This is a genomic window from Ponticoccus sp. (in: a-proteobacteria) (assembly GCF_048381735.1).
Window position 1 is genome coordinate 585678 of sequence record NZ_JBLXGL010000001.1, and the last position, 16413, is coordinate 602090.

At 67.9% G+C, this 16413-nt stretch carries 16 protein-coding genes; 3 read left to right on the top strand and 13 right to left on the bottom strand.

What is annotated here, in order from left to right; genetic code table 11:
* Window positions 1-11 precede the first annotated feature (11 nt).
* Window positions 12-986: a glycosyltransferase family 2 protein gene (locus ACN5KJ_RS02780; RefSeq protein ID WP_418591964.1), complete on the bottom strand. Its 975-nt coding sequence runs from the start codon at window positions 984-986 to the stop codon at window positions 12-14.
* Window positions 983-2725 (bottom strand): glycosyltransferase family 2 protein, encoded by a 1743-nt coding sequence (locus ACN5KJ_RS02785; RefSeq protein WP_418591965.1) that lies wholly within the window; start codon window positions 2723-2725, stop codon window positions 983-985. The genes ACN5KJ_RS02780 and ACN5KJ_RS02785 overlap by 4 nt, the downstream gene beginning before the upstream one ends.
* Window positions 2726-2895: 170 nt before the next feature.
* Here ACN5KJ_RS02785 and tgt point away from each other — a divergent pair, with 170 nt between their 5' ends.
* Window positions 2896-4023: a tRNA guanosine(34) transglycosylase Tgt gene (gene tgt, locus ACN5KJ_RS02790; RefSeq protein ID WP_418591966.1), complete on the top strand. Its 1128-nt coding sequence runs from the start codon at window positions 2896-2898 to the stop codon at window positions 4021-4023.
* A gap of 352 nt (window positions 4024-4375) precedes the next feature.
* Here tgt and ACN5KJ_RS02795 read toward each other — a convergent pair whose 3' ends face one another.
* From ACN5KJ_RS02795 to ACN5KJ_RS02840, 10 genes are all read right to left on the bottom strand, one after another.
* Window positions 4376-5191, bottom strand: coding sequence for an NAD-dependent epimerase/dehydratase family protein (locus tag ACN5KJ_RS02795; RefSeq protein ID WP_418591967.1), 816 nt, complete (start codon window positions 5189-5191; stop codon window positions 4376-4378).
* Window positions 5188-5982, bottom strand: a complete 795-nt coding sequence (locus tag ACN5KJ_RS02800) for a glycosyltransferase (RefSeq protein WP_418591968.1) — start codon at window positions 5980-5982, stop codon at window positions 5188-5190. Before ACN5KJ_RS02800 ends, ACN5KJ_RS02795 begins: the two co-directional genes overlap by 4 nt.
* Window positions 5979-7196, bottom strand: coding sequence for an NAD-dependent epimerase/dehydratase family protein (locus ACN5KJ_RS02805; RefSeq protein ID WP_418591969.1), 1218 nt, complete (start codon window positions 7194-7196; stop codon window positions 5979-5981). The genes ACN5KJ_RS02800 and ACN5KJ_RS02805 overlap by 4 nt, the downstream gene beginning before the upstream one ends.
* Before the next feature lie 411 nt (window positions 7197-7607).
* Window positions 7608-7838: a hypothetical protein gene (locus ACN5KJ_RS02810; protein WP_206564894.1), complete on the bottom strand. Its 231-nt coding sequence runs from the start codon at window positions 7836-7838 to the stop codon at window positions 7608-7610.
* Between the two features lie 46 nt (window positions 7839-7884).
* Window positions 7885-8901, bottom strand: a complete 1017-nt coding sequence (gene bmt, locus ACN5KJ_RS02815) for a betaine--homocysteine S-methyltransferase (RefSeq protein WP_418591970.1) — start codon at window positions 8899-8901, stop codon at window positions 7885-7887.
* Between the two features lie 72 nt (window positions 8902-8973).
* Window positions 8974-9285 carry a putative quinol monooxygenase gene (locus tag ACN5KJ_RS02820; RefSeq protein WP_418591971.1) on the bottom strand — a complete coding sequence of 104 codons (312 nt, stop codon included), beginning with the start codon at window positions 9283-9285 and terminating at the stop codon, window positions 8974-8976.
* Between the two features lie 5 nt (window positions 9286-9290).
* Window positions 9291-9923, bottom strand: a complete 633-nt coding sequence (locus ACN5KJ_RS02825; RefSeq protein ID WP_418591972.1) for a YdcF family protein — start codon at window positions 9921-9923, stop codon at window positions 9291-9293.
* Complete coding sequence (guaA, locus tag ACN5KJ_RS02830; RefSeq protein WP_418591973.1) at window positions 9920-11482, bottom strand: glutamine-hydrolyzing GMP synthase; 1563 nt, start codon at window positions 11480-11482, stop codon at window positions 9920-9922. Before guaA ends, ACN5KJ_RS02825 begins: the two co-directional genes overlap by 4 nt.
* Window positions 11483-11618: 136 nt before the next feature.
* Window positions 11619-11882: a hypothetical protein gene (locus ACN5KJ_RS02835; RefSeq protein WP_418591974.1), complete on the bottom strand. Its 264-nt coding sequence runs from the start codon at window positions 11880-11882 to the stop codon at window positions 11619-11621.
* A 173-nt stretch (window positions 11883-12055) separates the two neighbouring features.
* Window positions 12056-12727 (bottom strand): DUF2270 domain-containing protein, encoded by a 672-nt coding sequence (locus ACN5KJ_RS02840; protein WP_347167466.1) that lies wholly within the window; start codon window positions 12725-12727, stop codon window positions 12056-12058.
* 188 nt (window positions 12728-12915) lie between these two features.
* On the opposite strand from ACN5KJ_RS02840, the gene ACN5KJ_RS02845 reads away from it, so the two are divergent.
* On the top strand, window positions 12916-14460 hold the full coding sequence (locus ACN5KJ_RS02845) for a trimethylamine methyltransferase family protein (RefSeq protein ID WP_347167467.1): 1545 nt from the start codon (window positions 12916-12918) through the stop codon (window positions 14458-14460).
* Window positions 14461-14581: 121 nt separating this feature from the next.
* On the opposite strand, the gene ACN5KJ_RS02850 is transcribed toward ACN5KJ_RS02845, so the two are convergent.
* Entirely contained in the window at window positions 14582-14866 is a 285-nt protein-coding gene (locus ACN5KJ_RS02850; protein ID WP_418591975.1) for a DUF6477 family protein, read from the bottom strand.
* Window positions 14867-15102: 236 nt separating this feature from the next.
* Between ACN5KJ_RS02850 and ACN5KJ_RS02855 the strand changes: the two genes are divergently transcribed.
* Window positions 15103-16212, top strand: coding sequence for a DUF6456 domain-containing protein (locus ACN5KJ_RS02855; protein ID WP_418591976.1), 1110 nt, complete (start codon window positions 15103-15105; stop codon window positions 16210-16212).
* The last annotated feature ends 201 nt before the right edge of the window (window positions 16213-16413 follow it).

Below are 16413 nucleotides of genomic sequence, written 5' to 3' on the forward strand. Positions count from 1 at the left end.
AGGCGCCGGGGCTAGGGTGCGTTTGAGGTGCTGTCCGGGGCCACCGGAACGCCGGGGAAGTGCTTTTCCCGAATCCCGTCAAGATCCATGCGCTGGCGGCGCAGCAGGCCGTGGCGGTCCAGCCGGGCGCAGAGGTCGGCGCCTGCGGTGCAGACCTCGTCGAAGAAGGCGCGCAGGGCGGGTTCGCCGCCGGTGTCCTCGATCATGGCAAAGAGGTCATGCAGGTTCACGGCCCCGTCGCGCCGGACCTGCGGCTTCAGCTCTGACCGGTAGGAACCGCGGGCCAGCCGGAAGCGGTAGGCGTCGATGAAATGCTGCCAGTCGGCGGCATGGAAATGGCCAAGCTCGATACCGGGAAGGGCCTGCTGCCCGGGGTTTTCCTGTCCGTTCAGGCTGAGATTGTGGATCTTGATCTGCAGGCCGGGCGTGCCCGCGCGGAAGAACAGCTTGCCCGCGACATGGCTGAGAAAACCGCCGGACAGATGCGGGCCCCAGGTGGGAAAGCAGTCCTCTGCCGCCTCTTGCCGGGGGCCCTGCGCAAGGTGGAAGGCCTTGAAGGCGGTCTCTCCCGGTGCCGTGCCGGAACCGGGCGCCAAAGCCTCGACCGGGCGCAGGCGGGCGCAGAGGCAATCCTCAGGCAGAGCGTGAAGATGTTCTGTTATCGGTTTGTCTGATAATAGAAATTCATCGATATCGATATGCGCCAGCCAGTCCGTTTCGGCTTTGCGCTTGTTGGCGTGGCGCGCGTTCAGCCCCTGCCGTGCCTGATGCTTGTCGGGGCGACCCTTGCGCTTGGCCCACCAGGCGGCATCGGTGTGCCAGGCCCGGATTTTCGGGTGCGCCTTCAGCACGGCCAGCGTCTCTGGCGCGTCCTCGTCGAGGTAGAAGAACAGCCGGTGCGCGCCCTGTTCAAGATGCCAGGCCGCGAAGGTCAGGATCGTGCGCATCGGCGCCTTCACGGTGGTCACGGTGCCCCATGTAGTCATGGCAGCGCCCCGTAGACCCGCCGGACCGCGCCGTCGAGGTCGAGGTCGCGGGTCAGCAGCATGCCGTGCGCCGACAGCGCCTCGCGCAGCCTCGGTGTATCGGCGCAGACCTCGTCGAAGAAGCTGCGCAGCGCTTCCTCGCCCTCTTCGGAGAGGAAGCGCAACAACTCTGCCTGTCCCAGTTCGGGCCGGTCGGCGCGGGCGCGGTAGGATCCCTTTTCCTGACGGAATTTCAGGTGGTTGCGGAAATGCTCCCAGCTTGGCGCATGCAGGTGGGCAAGGTACAGCCCGGCGGGCTTGAAGCGGTTTGTGGCGTCTTCCCCCATGTGTTTCAGCGTGTGGATGCCCAGCCGCGTGTCGGCAATGCCGGTGCGGGCAAAGACCTTGCCCGAGGTATGCGACAGGAACCCGCCGTAGAGGTGCAGGCCGAAGGTCGGGTAGATATCCTGCAGCTGTGCCTTCTTCACGCCGGCCTGCTTGTGGGTCAGCTTGAAGTGGCGCGGGAGGCCCTCGGCCGGGGCCAACGCCTCTGCCGGCGGCAGGCGGGTGATCGCGGTGCCGGGCGGGACGGCGGCAAGGGTCTCGGGCATCGGGCGGTCGGTCAGGATGAACTCGTCGACGTCGATGTGACCCAGCCAGTCGAGGTCTCCGGCGGAGGCGCGCAGGCTGCGGGTCGCATTGTGGGCCTGCCGAAGTTGGTGTGCCTCTGACCTCTTCTTTCCCGTTCTTTCCCAATATGTTGGGTCGCATTGTGTAACCGTCACGCGAGGATCCTGCGTGAGGTAGCGCGCCGCGGCCTCATCGGGTTCGTCGAGGTAGAGGTGCAGAGCATGGGCGCCGAGGTCGAGATGGTAGGCGGCGAAGCGCGCGATGCGGTCGAGCGGCGCCTTGACGGTCGAGACGAGGCCCCAGCGCAGGGTGCGCGGGTCCAGCGGCGTGGCCGGAACCGGGGCGATGTTCGACCGGCGCGGCTTGGCGGCGGGGTCGTCCTTTTCGCGCCGGGTCTTGCGCTGGCTCATGACCCGCAGGCGCCGGAACAGCGTGTTGGGGTCGTGGATCAGCATGTCCAAGAGGTGATGCGCGAGCGGCTGGATGACGATGTCATCCTCGGCCTCTTGCCAGAGACGGCCCAGCAGGTTGACGTCGAGCCCGCCGTTCACAAGGCTGTAGCTGTTCATCTCCATCGGCAGGGTGCCGCGAATTTTCCCATCGAGAACAAAGGCCTTGTCCGAGGGGGTGCCGGAATAAAGCCGCTCTGTCTCGTAGAGTTTTATCATCCCGAAAAGCACGGTCAGCGCCAGCCCGACGGACCGCTGCACGGTGGTCGTGCCGTGGTCGCCGAAGGTGGTGATGGATGACACCAGCCAGCGCGGATCGAGCTCGGCCAGCAAATGCGCACCCTGTTCGGCCCAGAGGCGCTGGAACAGCACTGCGGCCTCGGGCGGGGCGCTGCGTTTGCGCAGGTGCGAGATCAGAAGCGCGTTGAGCGCGCAGAGGTCCGAGGCGCCCGTCAGCTCCTCGCGGATCTGGAAGGTCTTGCGATGCAGGGCGGATCGGAACGGCGGGGCATGGCGCGGGTCTTCCCCGGGGGGCGTGATGCGGCTTTGCGTCAGCGGCCCGAGGTCGAGATCGGCGGGGGGCAGGCCCTCGTCCGCGCGGTGCTCGAAGGGGTCTCGGCGGCCTTCGTACTGGGCGATGACGGCATCCATGCCGCCCTTGTAGACCGGGGTTCTGCTCATAAGCGCATGATTGGCGAAGCCCACGCGCCGGGGCAAGCGGGCATTTGATCCAAAGGGGCGCTGCGCGCGCAGGGGTCTCGTCGGGCGGCCCTTGGCCTTCTCCTCGGGTTGGCGCGCGGGGCGGGCGTTGCGGGCCTTTTCAAATCGCGCGGGGTTTGCCATGAAGCCTCATGACACAGACATCCTATACGGTTCAGGCCCGCGACGGGCAGGCGCGGCTGGGCGTGATCCGCACCCCGCGCGGAGAGATTCGCACGCCGGCCTTCATGCCGGTGGGCACGGCGGCGACGGTGAAGGGCATGATGCCCGAAAGCGTGCGCGAGACCGGCGCGGATATCCTGCTGGGCAATACCTACCACCTGATGCTGCGGCCCGGCGCCGAGCGGATCGCGCGGCTGGGCGGGCTGCACCGCTTCATGAACTGGGAACGGCCGATCCTGACGGATTCGGGCGGGTTCCAGGTGATGAGCCTGGCCGACCTGCGCAAGCTGACCGAGGAAGGTGTGGCCTTCCGCAGCCATGTGGACGGGTCGAAGCACATGCTGACGCCCGAGCGCAGCATGGAGATCCAGCGGCTTCTGGGGTCGGATATCGTCATGGCCTTCGACGAATGCCCGGCCTTGCCCGCCGACCGGGGCCGGATCGCCGAGAGCATGGCGCTGTCGATGCGGTGGGCGGCGCGCTCGCGCGAGGCCTTCGGCGATCGGCCGGGGCATATGCTGTTCGGCATCATGCAGGGTGGGCTGGAGCGCGATCTGCGCGAGGAAAGCGCCAAGGCGCTGGTGTCCATCGGCTTCGACGGCTACGCGGTGGGCGGTCTTGCGGTCGGCGAGGGACAGGAGGCGATGTTCGCCTGTCTCGACTACGCGCCGGGGTTCCTGCCCGAGGACAAGCCGCGCTACCTGATGGGGGTGGGCAAGCCTCAGGACATCGTGGGGGCCGTGGCGCGCGGCATCGACATGATGGATTGCGTCCTGCCGTCCCGGTCGGGGCGCACCGGGCAGGCCTGGACCCGGCGGGGGCAGGTCAACCTGAAGAATGCCCGCCATGCGGACGATCCGAGGCCGCTGGACGAAGCCTGCACCTGCCCCTGTTGCCGGTCCTATTCGCGGGCCTACCTGCATCACGTCTATCGCACCGGAGAGATGATCGCGGGCATGCTGCTGACCTGGCACAACCTGCATTACTACCAGGAGCTGATGCAGGGCATGCGCGGCGCGATCGCCGAGGGCCGCTTTGCCGAATGGGAGGCGGGTTTCCAGCAGGTCTTCGAAGCCGGGGATATTCCGCCGCTCTGAGGGGCTTGCGACGGATGTGTCGAGGGGCTTCGCCCGGGCTTCCGCGCCGGGGGAGGCGCCGACCGGATGGACGGGCTGTGGTGTTTGTGGGACCGGAGCTGTCGGGCTGCCATGGTTGCGCGGCAGCTTCCGGCCATTGCCGGGCGGAGCGGCCGGCCGGGTTTCATGGGGTTGAGGCCTGGCGGAACCGGTCTGTTGCGCGGTGTTTCTGAAGGTGGGCAGCAAGGCGCCCCTTGGCGGCGGTCGGATTAGGTATTTGGACCAAGAAGAAGCTGCGGGCTGCGCGGAGCGGCTGTGACGGGCGTGCGGCGGGCCTGAGTATTCTCGCAGGGACAAAGCCCGGGCGCGCGCCTCAGGGCAGGAGGGACGCGAGGGTCCGGTGCAGGAGGGCCGTGCCGCCGGGGGTCCAGCCGAGGTTGGCGAGGCGGGCGCAGCGGAGTTGGCTGACCGCTGTGCTGGCCTTTGCGGGAAGCGGGTATGGGCAGGCGGTGAGGCGCTGGACCTCGGCGAGCAGGTCGTGGCGGTCGAGCAGGATGTCGGACAGGTGGACCGGGCCGGGCGTGGTTTCGGTCAGCAGCAGGCGGACGGCCTGGGCGAGGTCCGCGGTGTGGACCTCTGTGGCGCGGCGGGGCGCGATGGTCTTGCCCGCGCGGTAATCGGCGAAGAGGTCTTGCCATTTGTGCGCGCGGCCCGGGCCGTAGAGGCCGGTGGCGCGCAGGCTGAGGCCGGTGAGCGGGAGCGTCGCGAGGTGGGTCTCTGCCGCCAGCTTGGCCTGGCCGTAGAGGCTTTGCGGATCCGGTGCGCGGTCTTCGGGCAGGTCGGTGCCGGGGGGCAACCCGTCGAAGACCGCCCGCGAGGAGAGGAAGATCACCCGTTTCACGCCCTGGTGCGCGGCGGCGTCGAAGAGGCGTTGGGTGCCGTCGCGGTTGGCGGTGAGAAAGCCCGCGGGGTCGTCGCCCTCGCCGCCGCGGTACTTGCCCGGAAGGTGCGAGAAGGCGGCGTGGATCAGGGTGTCGACGCCGGAGAGATCGGGCGCGGGGCCGGTCAGGTCGAAGGGCCGGTGTGGCGTGCCCGGCAGGGGGCGACGGCCCAGCGTGAGGTCGGCAAGCGGGGTCAGGGCCTCTCCGGCGATGCCGGTGGCGCCGGTGAGGGCGATGAGGCCGGTCACGACGGGTCTTGCAGTTTGGTGAGGTCCGGCGTCTGATCGGCGGCATAGGCCCGCCAGAGGTCGACGAGGGGGCTCAGACGGTCCAGCTTGGCGTGCTCCTGCCAGGGCTTTTCGTACTGGTAATGGATGACCTTGACCGAGGGCCAGTGCCAGAGCTCGGGCAGGTTGAACCAGACATATTGTAGCATGTTGTAGCTGACCGGCAGGCCGTGCCAGTCGGGGAAGAAGCTTTCGAGGAAGGTCTGGTCGGTGCGTTTCCAGAAGGCGCCGGGGGCGTCGAGGCGGGCCAGCATGGCCTCGAAGGTCCGGGCCGAGGGGCGGGCTGTGAAGACGCCGGAATTCAGGCGATGGAAGTCGCCGAGGCCCTCGTAGAGGTTGGGGGCGGCGCAGAATTCCGGGTAGTCGAAGAGCCGGTCGATATTGCGGATCGCTAGCGTGTCGGCGTCGAGGAAGACCACCCGGTCATAGGGCAGCTGCCAGAGCCGCAGCTTGCAGAAGTTGTCGAGCGGCGTGTGGAAGGCTGGCTTCTCGCCCTTGGTGAAGGGGTTGCGGCCATGGATCTGGTCCTTGGCATGGGCCGCGACGAAGGCGTCCGAGACCGGCAGGGGATCGACATATACAAGCTGTGCACCAAGCGCGCGCAGGGGCGCGAGATCGGCGTCCTGCACACCGCCTGTATGCAAGACGACTCGATCCGCCGTTGTGCCGGTGGTGGCAAGCGCGTGGAGCAGCGCCCTTGCCCCCAACGCGAAGTCCGCGTTGGTGACAAGGGTGACATAGGCGTTTCTCATGAGACGGCGCGCAGGGCCTTGGCTTCGGGGTCGTGCTCGACCGTCTTGGCGATGTCCTTGGTCCAGGCCGAGACGGCGGGCACCCGCGAGCGGTCGATGCGGTGGGCGTATTTCTTCGCCACATCGACGACTTCGGAGAGCAGGCCCTCGGCCAGCGTGGTCGGGTTCAGACCCAGCGCGAGGAACTGGTCGTTGTTCACGATCAGGTCGTTCTCGGGCGCTTCCTTGCGCGGGTTCGGCAGGTTGCGGACCTCTGCCCTGGCAAGCCTGGCCACCAGCGCGGCAAGGTCGCGGACACGGTGGGTTTCGGTCATCTGGTTGAAGATCTTCACCCGGTCGCCCTGCTGCGGCGCGTCACCCAGAGCCAGCTCGATGCAGCGCACCGAATCCTGGATGTGGATGAAGGCGCGGGTCTGGCCGCCGGTGCCGTGCACGGTCAGCGGGTAGCCGATGGCGGCCTGGATGAGGAAGCGGTTCAGCACGGTGCCGTAATCGCCGTCGTAGTCGAAGCGGTTGATCAGCTGCTCATGCCGGCGGGTCTGGTCGGTGTGGGTGCCCCAGACGATGCCCTGATGCAGGTCGGTGATCCGGAGCCCGTCGTTCTGGGCGTAGAACTGGAAGAGGATCTGATCGAGGGACTTGGTCATGTGATAGACCGAGCCGGGCTTCGTCGGGTAGAGGATCTGCTGCTCTTTCGGGCCGGTGGGCGTGTCGATCTGCACGTCGAGGTAGCCCTCTGGGATCGGCGCACCGACCGAGGAATAGCCGTAGACGCCCATGGTGCCGAGGTGGATCAGATGCGCCTCGGGGGCGGCCTCGACCATGGCGGCCAGCAGGTTGTGCGTGGCGCTGGTGTTGTTGTTCACCGTGTAGACCTTGTGGCGGTCGGTCTTCATCGAGTAGGGCGCGGCGCGCTGCTCGGCGAAGTGGATGATCGCGTCGGGGGCGTGCTCGGTGAGCCAGGCCTTGAGGCGCTCGTATTCCTTGGCGAGGTCGATCAGGTGGAAGCGGATGGTTTCGCCGGAGGTCTGTTTCCAGATGCGGCAGCGTTCCTGGATCGAATCCATCGGCGTCAGGGACTGTACGCCGAGTTCGGTGTCGATCCAGCGGCGCGAGAGGTTGTCGAGGATATGGACCTCATGGCCGGCGTTCGAGAGGTGGAGGGCGGTGGGCCAGCCGACGAAGCCGTCGCCGCCGAGGATCGCGATGCGCATGGGGGTATCCTGTCCTGATGGTCTTCTCTGGAAGCGCGGTAGGCGCTTTCGGGTTCCCTGTAAAATGAAGGTTTTGCAAAGATTGATACAAGGGGTTTCGGGTAAATTGGCAGAAATCAGCCATCTTTTTCGTCATTGATCTGAAATTGATACATGTGTTGATCCCGATTTCACGGGGGCGGGGGAAATCCCGTGGACGGGATTGGCTCATTCCATGGATGGAATGAGGGCGCTTGCAGAGGCGACTGGCGACGACCGCGTTGTGTGGATCAGCGCACCGCGACAGGAATCCTGTGGACGGGATGCGCCAATTCCATGGATGGAATTGGCGGCGTGGGGCGGGTGAGCCGGTTCGATCAGGGGCCGGGCATCCCGTGGACGGGATGCATCAATTCCATGGATGGAATTGGATCAGCGCAGGATGCGGACGGGCTCTGCGTTGCAGAAGATCACCGTCTGCCCGCCGTTCTGCACCGCGCGGAACCCCCGTCTGTTCAGCTCCATCAGGAAGCGGTCGCGGCCGACGATGCGCTCGATATCCCGGGTCTTGCGCCGGATCACACCGCCTTCCGAGACCGCGCGGGCGGAGAAGACCGTGCGCAGCCAGTCGTCGGGTCGGATATGATCGGGAACACCTGCCATGGCCGATCTTTGCCATGGCTTGGTTAATCCTTCCCTAACACCGCTCTCAGCTTTTGCGGCGGCGGCCCCGGCGTTCGCGCTGCGGGCCGTCGTCGTCGCCGGTGCCGTCGCTGTCCGAGGAAAACCCGCCGAGCGCCTCGGTGATCTGGTCCAGCGTCGGGCGCGGTCCCTTGGGCCGTGTCTCCAGCGCCTCGCGCATGGCCTTGAGGTGCACCGGCATCGTGCCGCAGCAGCCGCCGATGATCCGCGCGCCCGCGTCCCGTGCCAGGCAGGCGTAATCGGCCATCAGTTCCGGCGTGCCGTCGTAATGGATGTGGCCGTCGACGTATTTGGGGATGCCCGCATTGCCCTTGGCGATCACCGGGCGTTCGGTGCCCTGGGCGACGAAGCCCAGCACCGTGCGCAACAGGTCCGACGCGCCGACGCCGCAGTTGGCGCCGAAGGCGATGGGCGGATTGCCCAGCCCCTCGACCATCCTGACCATGTCGGCCGAGGTCACGCCCATCATCGTGCGCCCGGCGGTGTCGAAGCTCATGGTGCCGCACCAGGGCGCGCCCACATTGGCAAAGGCCTCGGCGGCGGCGCGGTATTCCTCGGGGGCCGAGATCGTCTCGACCCAGAGCACATCGGCGCCGCCGTCCATCAGGCCTCTTGCGGTCTCTTCGAACATCGCCACGGCGCTTTCGTGCGACAGCGTGCCGGCGGCGCCCATGATTTCCCCGGTCGGGCCGACGGAGCCCGCGACGATCACCTTGCGGCCAGCGGCCTCGGCGATCTCGCGGCCCAGTTCGGCGGCCAGCTTCGACAGGTCGTAGGCGCGATCGGCGGCATCATGCAGTTTCAGCCGCGAGGCATTGGCGCCGAAGGAGTTGGTCAGGAAGATGTCCGACCCGGCCTCGACCGCGCCGCGATAGAGCGCGCGGATTTTGTCGGGTTCCTGCTCGTTCCAGAATTCGGGCGCGTCCCCCGAGGACAGGCCCATATTGAAGAGGTTGGTCCCGGTGGCGCCGTCGGCCAGCAGCCAGTCGCGCGTTGAAAGCAGGTCGGTCAGTGCGTCGGTCATGAAATAGGCCCTCTTTCCCTCAATGGCGCAGGCGATAGCCGTTCTGTGGGGGCGGTGCAAATTGAATGCGCGTCAGTTCGCGTCATCCCTGCCGTCTTCGTCGCCGTCCACGTCCTCCGCGATCTGGTAGGCGCGGGTCATGCCCTGCGTCAGGCGGCCCCACTCTGAGCCCTCGGTGCGCAGCCGGTGCGCCTGCAGCGCGGGGCGGCCAAGGAAGCGTTCCGACACCGCGAAGCGCCCGGGGTCCGACACGCTTTCCATCACGTCGAAGGACAGGCAGCCGGGTTCGGCGCGGGTCAGGGCGATGTGTTCGGGCAGGGCGGTGCGGACCTCTTCGAGCCGGTCCAGCGGGACGGTCAGATATCCGGTCAGGGTCACGGCCACGGGCTCTACTCCAGCACCCAGTCGGGCAGGGTGTCCGCCCGTCCCAGCAGGGCGGAGATCCCGTAGGCGCTGCCGCGCAGGATGTTCAGGCCCCAGGCGGCGGTCTCGCGAAGCCGGTCGCGGGCCCAGTCATGGGCGCCGGTGTCGCCGCGCGGCGCGGCGCAGACCGGAGAGGGGCGGCCCGCCGCCAGAAACGACGCGGCCCCGCGCAGGGCGTGATAGGGTTCGGTCACGACCCGGATGGTGGCGTCTTCGGGCAGCATGGGCAAGGAAAAGAGGGCGTTCTGCAGCGTGGACTGAGAGCGGCCCTCCCACGACACCGCGCTTTCCGGCACGCCGTGGTCCATGGCGTGCCGGGCCATGGTCTCGGCGATGGTGGTGCCGCCCACGGCGCCGCCGCCGCTGAGGTGGACCGCCGAGACAAGACCGCGCCGGTAAAGCTCGGCGCCCGCCTCGGTGCGGGTGGCGCTGTCGGGCGACAGGGTGCCGTCCTTGCGGATGCCGGCGCCCAGCACCAGCGCCACGTCGCGCGCCCCGGTGACAGAGGCGCAGGAGGGCACCACGAAGGCCGATCCGAAGCCCAGCACCGCACAGAGCAGCACATAGGCGAGGCAGAGGCGCAGCGGGAGCAGGATCACTCCCACTCGATGGTGCCGGGGGGCTTCGAGGTGACGTCGTAGGTGACGCGGTTGATGCCCTTGACCTCGTTGATGATCCGCGTCGCGGTCTCGCCAAGGAAGTCGTGGCTGAAGGGGTAGAAATCCGCCGTCATGCCGTCGACCGAGGTCACCGCGCGCAGGGCGCAGGCGTAGTCGTAGGTGCGTCCGTCGCCCATGACGCCGACGGTGCGGACGGGCAGGATGGCCACGAAGGCCTGCCAGATCTCGTCATAAAGCCCGTGCTTGCGGATCTGGTCGATATAGACCGCATCGGCCTTGCGCAGGATCTCCAGCTTTTCGCGGGTGATCTCGCCGGGGCAGCGGATCGCCAGACCCGGCCCGGGGAAGGGGTGGCGCCCGATGAAGCTGGCCGGAAGACCCAGCTCGTGCCCCAGCGCGCGGACCTCGTCCTTGAACAGTTCGCGCAGCGGCTCGACCAGCTTGAGGCCCATCTTTTCCGGCAGGCCGCCGACGTTGTGGTGCGATTTTATCGTCACCGAGGGGCCGCCGGAGAAGCTGACCGACTCGATCACGTCCGGGTAGAGTGTCCCCTGCGCGAGGAACTGCGCGCCCTCGATCTGGTCGGCGTATTTCTGGAAGACGTCGATGAAGAGCCGCCCGATGATCTTGCGCTTGGTTTCGGGGTCGCTGACGCCGTCGAGCTCGCCGAGGAACAGCTCTTGTTCCTGCGCGTGGATGACACGCAGGTTCATGTGGTCGCGGAACATGCCCACGACTTCCTCGGCCTCGTTCAGGCGCAGAAGACCGTGGTCGACGAAGACGCAGGTCAGCTGGTCGCCCACCGCCTCGTGCAGCAGCGCCGCCGCAACCGAGGAATCGACGCCGCCGGAGAGCGCGCAGATGACCTTGGCGTCGCCGACCTGTTCGCGGATCTTGGCCACCGCCTCTTCGCGGTAGGCGCCCATGGTCCAGTCGCCCTTGAAGCCCGCCATGCGCACGAAGTTCTCGTAGAGCGTCGCGCCGTTGGGCGTGTGATGGACCTCGGGGTGGAACTGCACGGCAAAGAAGCGGCGGTCGAGATCGGCGGTGATGGCGAAAGGGGCGCCCGGCGAGGTGCCGTAGACCGCGAAGCCCGGCGCGATCTCCGAGACGTGGTCGCCGTGGCTCATCCAGACCTGCTCGCGGCCCGAGCCGTCGAGGAACCAGCCGGTCAGCAGCTCGATCCGGTCGTCGGAGGGCACGACATAGGCGCGGCCGAACTCCGAGGTGCCTTCGCCCGCGACGACGCGGCCGCCGAGGTCCTGCATCATGACCTGCTGGCCGTAGCAGATCCCGAGGATCGGCACGCCGAGGTCGTAGACCGCCTGTGGCGGGCGCGGACTGCCCTCGCGGGTGACGCTGTCGGGCCCGCCCGAGAAGATCACGGCCTTGGGCGCGAAATCCGCGAGAAAGGCGTCGGTGACGTTCTGGTAGGGGTGGATTTCACAGTAGACGTTCAGCTCGCGCAGGCGGCGCGCAATCAGCTGCGTTACCTGAGAGCCGAAGTCGATGATCAGAAGGCGGTCATGCTGGGTCATGCTGGCGGAATAGGCCCAGCGGCGGGACTGCGCAAGAGGCGACGGCGCAGGCCCGCCGTTACGGCAGGGACGACAGGTGACGGCGGCGGCTGTGTGCCGCCGGTGGGTGGGCTGTTGCCCGGGGTGGCGCGGGCGGTCAGCGGGTGGGCGGCGCATCCCTGTCCGCCAGCGCACCGGCCCTGCGCTGCGCCGCGACGGCGCGGCGGAGGGCACGGTCCTGTTGGCGCTGGCGGTGGCTGACGGACCACCCGCCGAGGATCCAGATCAGGACGCAGGCGGCGATGGAGATGCCGAAAAGGAAAGCGCCGGCGAGAAAGCCCATCAGCGCCACGGCGATCCCGGCGGCAAGCACGGCGTAGAGGGCCCATTTGCCGGTGGATGTCTTGGAAAAGCCTGTCATGATCCTGTCTGCTTTCAGGCAAAACATCACCGGTGCGGCGCAAGTTCCGGGGGCCTCTGCGGGGTGCGGCAGGCGGCGGGGCATCCCGTGGACGGGATGCGGGAAATCCATGGATGGATTTCTGTGCTGTTGCCGGAGCCGGGGCTGTGCCCGTCTGGCCCGCATGGTGCCGCTTAGCCCATGCCCGATCCGCCATTGCCGCGGCGGCGGGCGCGGGCATTGTCCCGGCGCCAGCTCCAGTAGGCCATGCCCGACCACCAGAGGATGTAGAGGCCGCCCACGGCGATCACCACCCAGCCCGGCAGCGGTCCGACGGCGGAGCGCTCCAGCGCCTGCCCCCAGGTCTCGACCGGCGTCGGGTGGACGGCGACCTTGCCGGCAAAGGCCACGGTCTGGATCAGCAGGATCCACAGGTAGTTGCGCCGGATGCGGCGCCCCATCGCCGAGGCGAAGCTGACGTGGTACTCGGGGCGCAGGTAGTCCTTCGCCAGCACCTCCTGCCAGTTCTCTTCGAGATGAAGGTCGCCCTCCAGCAGCATGGGGGCGTAGAAATGCGTTTCCATCCAGCGGCAGCGCGCGCGCCAGACGTTGAAATAGCGGTAGCGCCGGGCCTCGAGCACCAGGAAGAAGACGATCAGCACGCCGACCAGCACCAGCGGCAGCGGCGAGGCCTCGGGCGAGGCAAAGGAGATCGACAGCGCTACGCCCAGCGTGACCACAGACCAGTTGGTCGTGGTGTCCAGCCGCGTGCGCCAGATCGTGCTGCGATAGACCTCGCCGCGGTACAGATGCGCCACGGCGCCGATTTCCGCCGTGGTGAACCGTTCGCGTTCCTCTTCGGCCACGGTCCGTCCTCCCTGTGGCCAGCCTAGCCGCCCGCCGTGGCCCTTGCCAAGTCGGGCCAGCCGTCCGGGATGTCGCTTTTGCCCCGCGCCTGCCGGAATTCGTCGATGCGCTTCGGGGCAGAGGCGCTAGAAACGGACAGCGGGGCGCCCTGGGCGCCTCCGCCACGATTCAGCGAGGACGAGGGGCCATGGCAGAAGCAGCAGTGCGCAGACGGGGCAGGGGCGGCGGCGGTGCCGCGCGCCGGGCCGAGCGGACCTCGACCGCGATCGAGACCGCGCGCTACATCGAGCGCAATATCGCCAACTTCGAGCTGCTGGACGAAGAGGCGCTGGCGCTGATCGAGGATCACGCCGAGCAGGTCCTGCAGGAGATCGGCGTCAATTTCGTCAACAATCCCGCCGCGCTGCAGCGGTGGCGCGACGCGGGCGCCGATGTCGAGGGCGAGCGGGTGCGCATCCCGCGCGGTCTTGCACGGCAGCTTTGTGCCACGGCCCCCGCGACCTTCACCCAGCACGCCCGCAACCCGGCGCGCAACGTCGAGATCGGCGGGCGCAACCTGGTTCTGGCACCGGTCTACGGCCCGCCCTTCGTGCGCGATCTCGATGGCGGGCGGCGCTATGCCACCATCGAGGATTTCCGCAAGTTCGTGAAGCTGGGGCAGATGTCCAAGTGGCTGCACCATTCCGGCGGCACGGTCTGCGAACCCACCGACATCCCGGTGTCCAAGCGCCACCTCGACATGCTGCACGCCCATATGACCCTGTCGGACAAGCCGTTCATGGGCTCGGTCACCGAACCCAGCCGGGCGCAGGACAGCGTCGACATGTGCGGGGTGCTGTTCGGGCAGGACTTCGTGCGCGACAACACGGTGATGACCTCGCTCATCAACATCAACTCTCCGCTGACCTTCGACGACGTGATGATGGGCGCGCTGGAGGTCTATGCCGCGAACATGCAGGCCTGCATCGTCTCGCCCTTCATCGTCGGCGGCGCCATGGCGCCGGTCTCGGTGGCGGGGACGCTGGTGCAGGTGCTGGCCGAGGTGCTGGCGGGCGTGGCCTATTCGCAGCTTGTGCGGCCCGGTGCGCCGGTGATCTTCGGCGCCTTCGTGACCTCGATCGACATGAACTCGGGCGCGCCCACTTTCGGCACCCCCGAGGCCAGCCAGATCACCTATGGCGCCGGGCAACTGGCGCGGCGGCTGGGGCTGCCCTTCCGCTCGGCGGGATCGTTCTGCGGATCGAAGCTGCCGGACGCGCAGGCCGCCTACGAGACCGCGAATTCGCTGAACATGGGCCTTCTGTCGGGCGTCAACTTCATGCTGCACGCCTGCGGCTGGCTGGAAGGCGGCCTCGTTGCCTCTTTCGAGAAGTTCGTGATGGACGCCGACCAGCTTGGCGCGCTGCACAAGATGGCCGAGGGTGTGCGCGTCGACGCCGACACGCTGGCGATGGACGCGATCCGCGAGGTCGGTCCGGGCGGCCACTACCTTGGCTGCGCGCATACGCAGGCCAATTTCAAGACGGCCTTCTGGCGCTCGGACCTGCTGGACTACAAGCCCTTCGAGACATGGGCGGAAGACGGTGGCCGCGATACCGTCGTGCTGGCGCAGGCGCGGGTCGCGAAGCTTCTGGACAGCTACCAGCAGCCGGCCATGGACCCGGCCACCGCAGAGGCGCTTCAGGCCTATGTGGCAAAGCGCAAGGAAGAGCTTCCGGACGCCTTCGCCTGACCCCTCGCCCGGGGCATTCGTCCCGGGCCGACGACCCGCGCCGGGTTTGACGGCCGGAGGTCGGGGCCGCGATGGCCGCGCGGGCGGCGGCCGTCCAGCGCGGTATCTGGCTGTCCGGCGCTCAGCCGGCGTCGCTCAGGATGCGGGCCTCGCCCATCATGGCGGTCAGAACCTCGACATGGCGGCTGACCGAATAGGCGGCATCATCGCCCCGGCGGCAGTCGTCGAGCAGGGCCTCGATCTCGATCAGCTTCATCAGCGCGGCACCGGGGCGGGGCAGGGATCCCTGCCCGAGCAGGCGGTGCAGCTGCGGGTTGCGCCGGTAGTCCTCGGCCCCGATGCGGGCGGCGCGGATCAACAGTCGCGGGCGGCGCATTTCGGTCAACAGTCCCAGAACATCCTTCATGGGGGAACCCTCTCGTTAGGCGGATGGGTCAAGCTTAGGCACATCCGAAGCGGGTGTTGCGCAGGCGCGGACACCGCGCGCGAGCGATTCAGGAATCGTTATTCTTTCTTAGGTTTCGTCAACAATGACGCGTTTTAAGGGGTCTTTGTTAACGAATAGGTAACTGGCACACGCGAAGGTTGCGTCCCGCGGCTTGTGGATAAAGCTGTGGAAAACTTCCGGGACGGAGGGATGTCATGATGGACACAGGTGTGAAGCCGCCGTGGAACCGCTTGCCGGAATGGGTTCCCGATGCGGCGCGCGTCTACCTTGCTCATACCGAGCAGGGGCAATCGATCCGGGCGCTGGCGCGGCAGGCGGGGTGCCATGCCTCGACCGTGCTGCGGCAAGTGCGCAGGATCGAGACGCGGCGCGACGATCCCCTGATAGACGCGGCGCTCAGCAGCCTCGGCGTGGCGCGGGCGTCGGCCATGGATCGAATGACCAGAAAGGACAGGGATCCGATGAATGCTGCCAATCAACACCCGGCACCGCCGGACGCACTGACACTGGCGCGCGAGGCGCGGCGAATCCTCAGGCGCCTGTGTGAAAGCGGGGCGGTGCTGGCCGTCGCCGCCGAGATGGACAAGGCCGTGGTGGTGCGCGACACCGGCGACGGCGGCAGCGCCCGGACCGGGGTGGTCGATGTGGCCGTGGCCGAGGCCATGGCGCTGAAGGGCTGGATCGCCTGCGATCAGCCGGCGCGGATCTCGCGCTACCGGGTGACGGCGTCAGGGCGGGCGGCGCTGAACCGCCTGGTGGCGGAGCAGGAAAACAAGGTCCGGGGTTTCGCCGAGGCGCAGGCCGGGTTCGAGACCGGTCGCGCCGCCGAGGCCGGGCTGGACGCGGTCGAGCGCGATCCGCGCGCCCGCAAGAGCCGCTACGTGCTGGCCGAAAGCCCACTGACGGCGCTGGGGCGGCGGCGCGACAAGGAGGGCATGCCGTTCCTGACGGAGCCGCTGATCGCCGCGGGCGAGCGCCTGCGCGAGGAATACGAGCTGGCGCAGCTGGGGCCGCGCAGCGTGCAAAGCTGGGACCGCTACGTGCAGGAGGCCCCGGTCGAGATCGCCGAGGGCGCGGAGGCCAATCCGGCGCAGGCGCGTCTGCGCGCCGCGCTGCGCGATCTGGGGCCGGGTTTGGGGGACGTGGCGCTGCGCTGCTGCTGCTACCTCGAAGGGCTGGAAACCACCGAAAAGCGGCTGGGCTGGTCGGCGCGTTCGGGCAAGGTGGTGCTGCGGATCGCGCTGCAACGGCTGCGGCGGCATTACGACGCGATGTCCCGGCAGGGCGGAGATTTCCTCGGCTGAGGATTGGGTTGTCCCAGAGCGGACCGCGCTTTGTAGCCTTGCAGCGTTGGCGCGCGGACGCAGGCCAAAGGCCGAGCGCGGCAGCCCGGCGCATTCCGACTGACAGCGGTGGTCCGAAGGAAAACGCCCCCGCAGTGGCCTGCGAGGGTGGTCAGTCTTCGGTGCGGTGGCGTCACCTCATCAGAACGGCGCGATCACGTC

Bases quoted from the DNA above. Each gene is read 5' to 3' on its own strand.
- ACN5KJ_RS02850 (WP_418591975.1), bottom strand. From the start codon at position 14,866: ATGAAGGATGTTCTGGGACTGTTGACCGAAATGCGCCGCCCGCGACTG.
- guaA (WP_418591973.1), bottom strand. From the start codon at position 11,482: ATGACCCAGCATGACCGCCTTCTGATCATCGACTTCGGCTCTCAGGTA.
- ACN5KJ_RS02845 (WP_347167467.1), top strand. From the start codon at position 12,916: ATGGCAGAAGCAGCAGTGCGCAGACGGGGCAGGGGCGGCGGCGGTGCC.
- ACN5KJ_RS02800 (WP_418591968.1), bottom strand. From the start codon at position 5,982: ATGAGAAACGCCTATGTCACCCTTGTCACCAACGCGGACTTCGCGTTG.
- ACN5KJ_RS02780 (WP_418591964.1), bottom strand. From the start codon at position 986: ATGACTACATGGGGCACCGTGACCACCGTGAAGGCGCCGATGCGCACG.
- ACN5KJ_RS02805 (WP_418591969.1), bottom strand. From the start codon at position 7,196: ATGCGCATCGCGATCCTCGGCGGCGACGGCTTCGTCGGCTGGCCCACC.
- ACN5KJ_RS02835 (WP_418591974.1), bottom strand. From the start codon at position 11,882: ATGACAGGCTTTTCCAAGACATCCACCGGCAAATGGGCCCTCTACGCC.
- ACN5KJ_RS02785 (WP_418591965.1), bottom strand. From the start codon at position 2,725: ATGAGCAGAACCCCGGTCTACAAGGGCGGCATGGATGCCGTCATCGCC.
- ACN5KJ_RS02810 (WP_206564894.1), bottom strand. From the start codon at position 7,838: ATGGCAGGTGTTCCCGATCATATCCGACCCGACGACTGGCTGCGCACG.
- ACN5KJ_RS02855 (WP_418591976.1), top strand. From the start codon at position 15,103: ATGATGGACACAGGTGTGAAGCCGCCGTGGAACCGCTTGCCGGAATGG.
- tgt (WP_418591966.1), top strand. From the start codon at position 2,896: ATGACACAGACATCCTATACGGTTCAGGCCCGCGACGGGCAGGCGCGG.
- bmt (WP_418591970.1), bottom strand. From the start codon at position 8,901: ATGACCGACGCACTGACCGACCTGCTTTCAACGCGCGACTGGCTGCTG.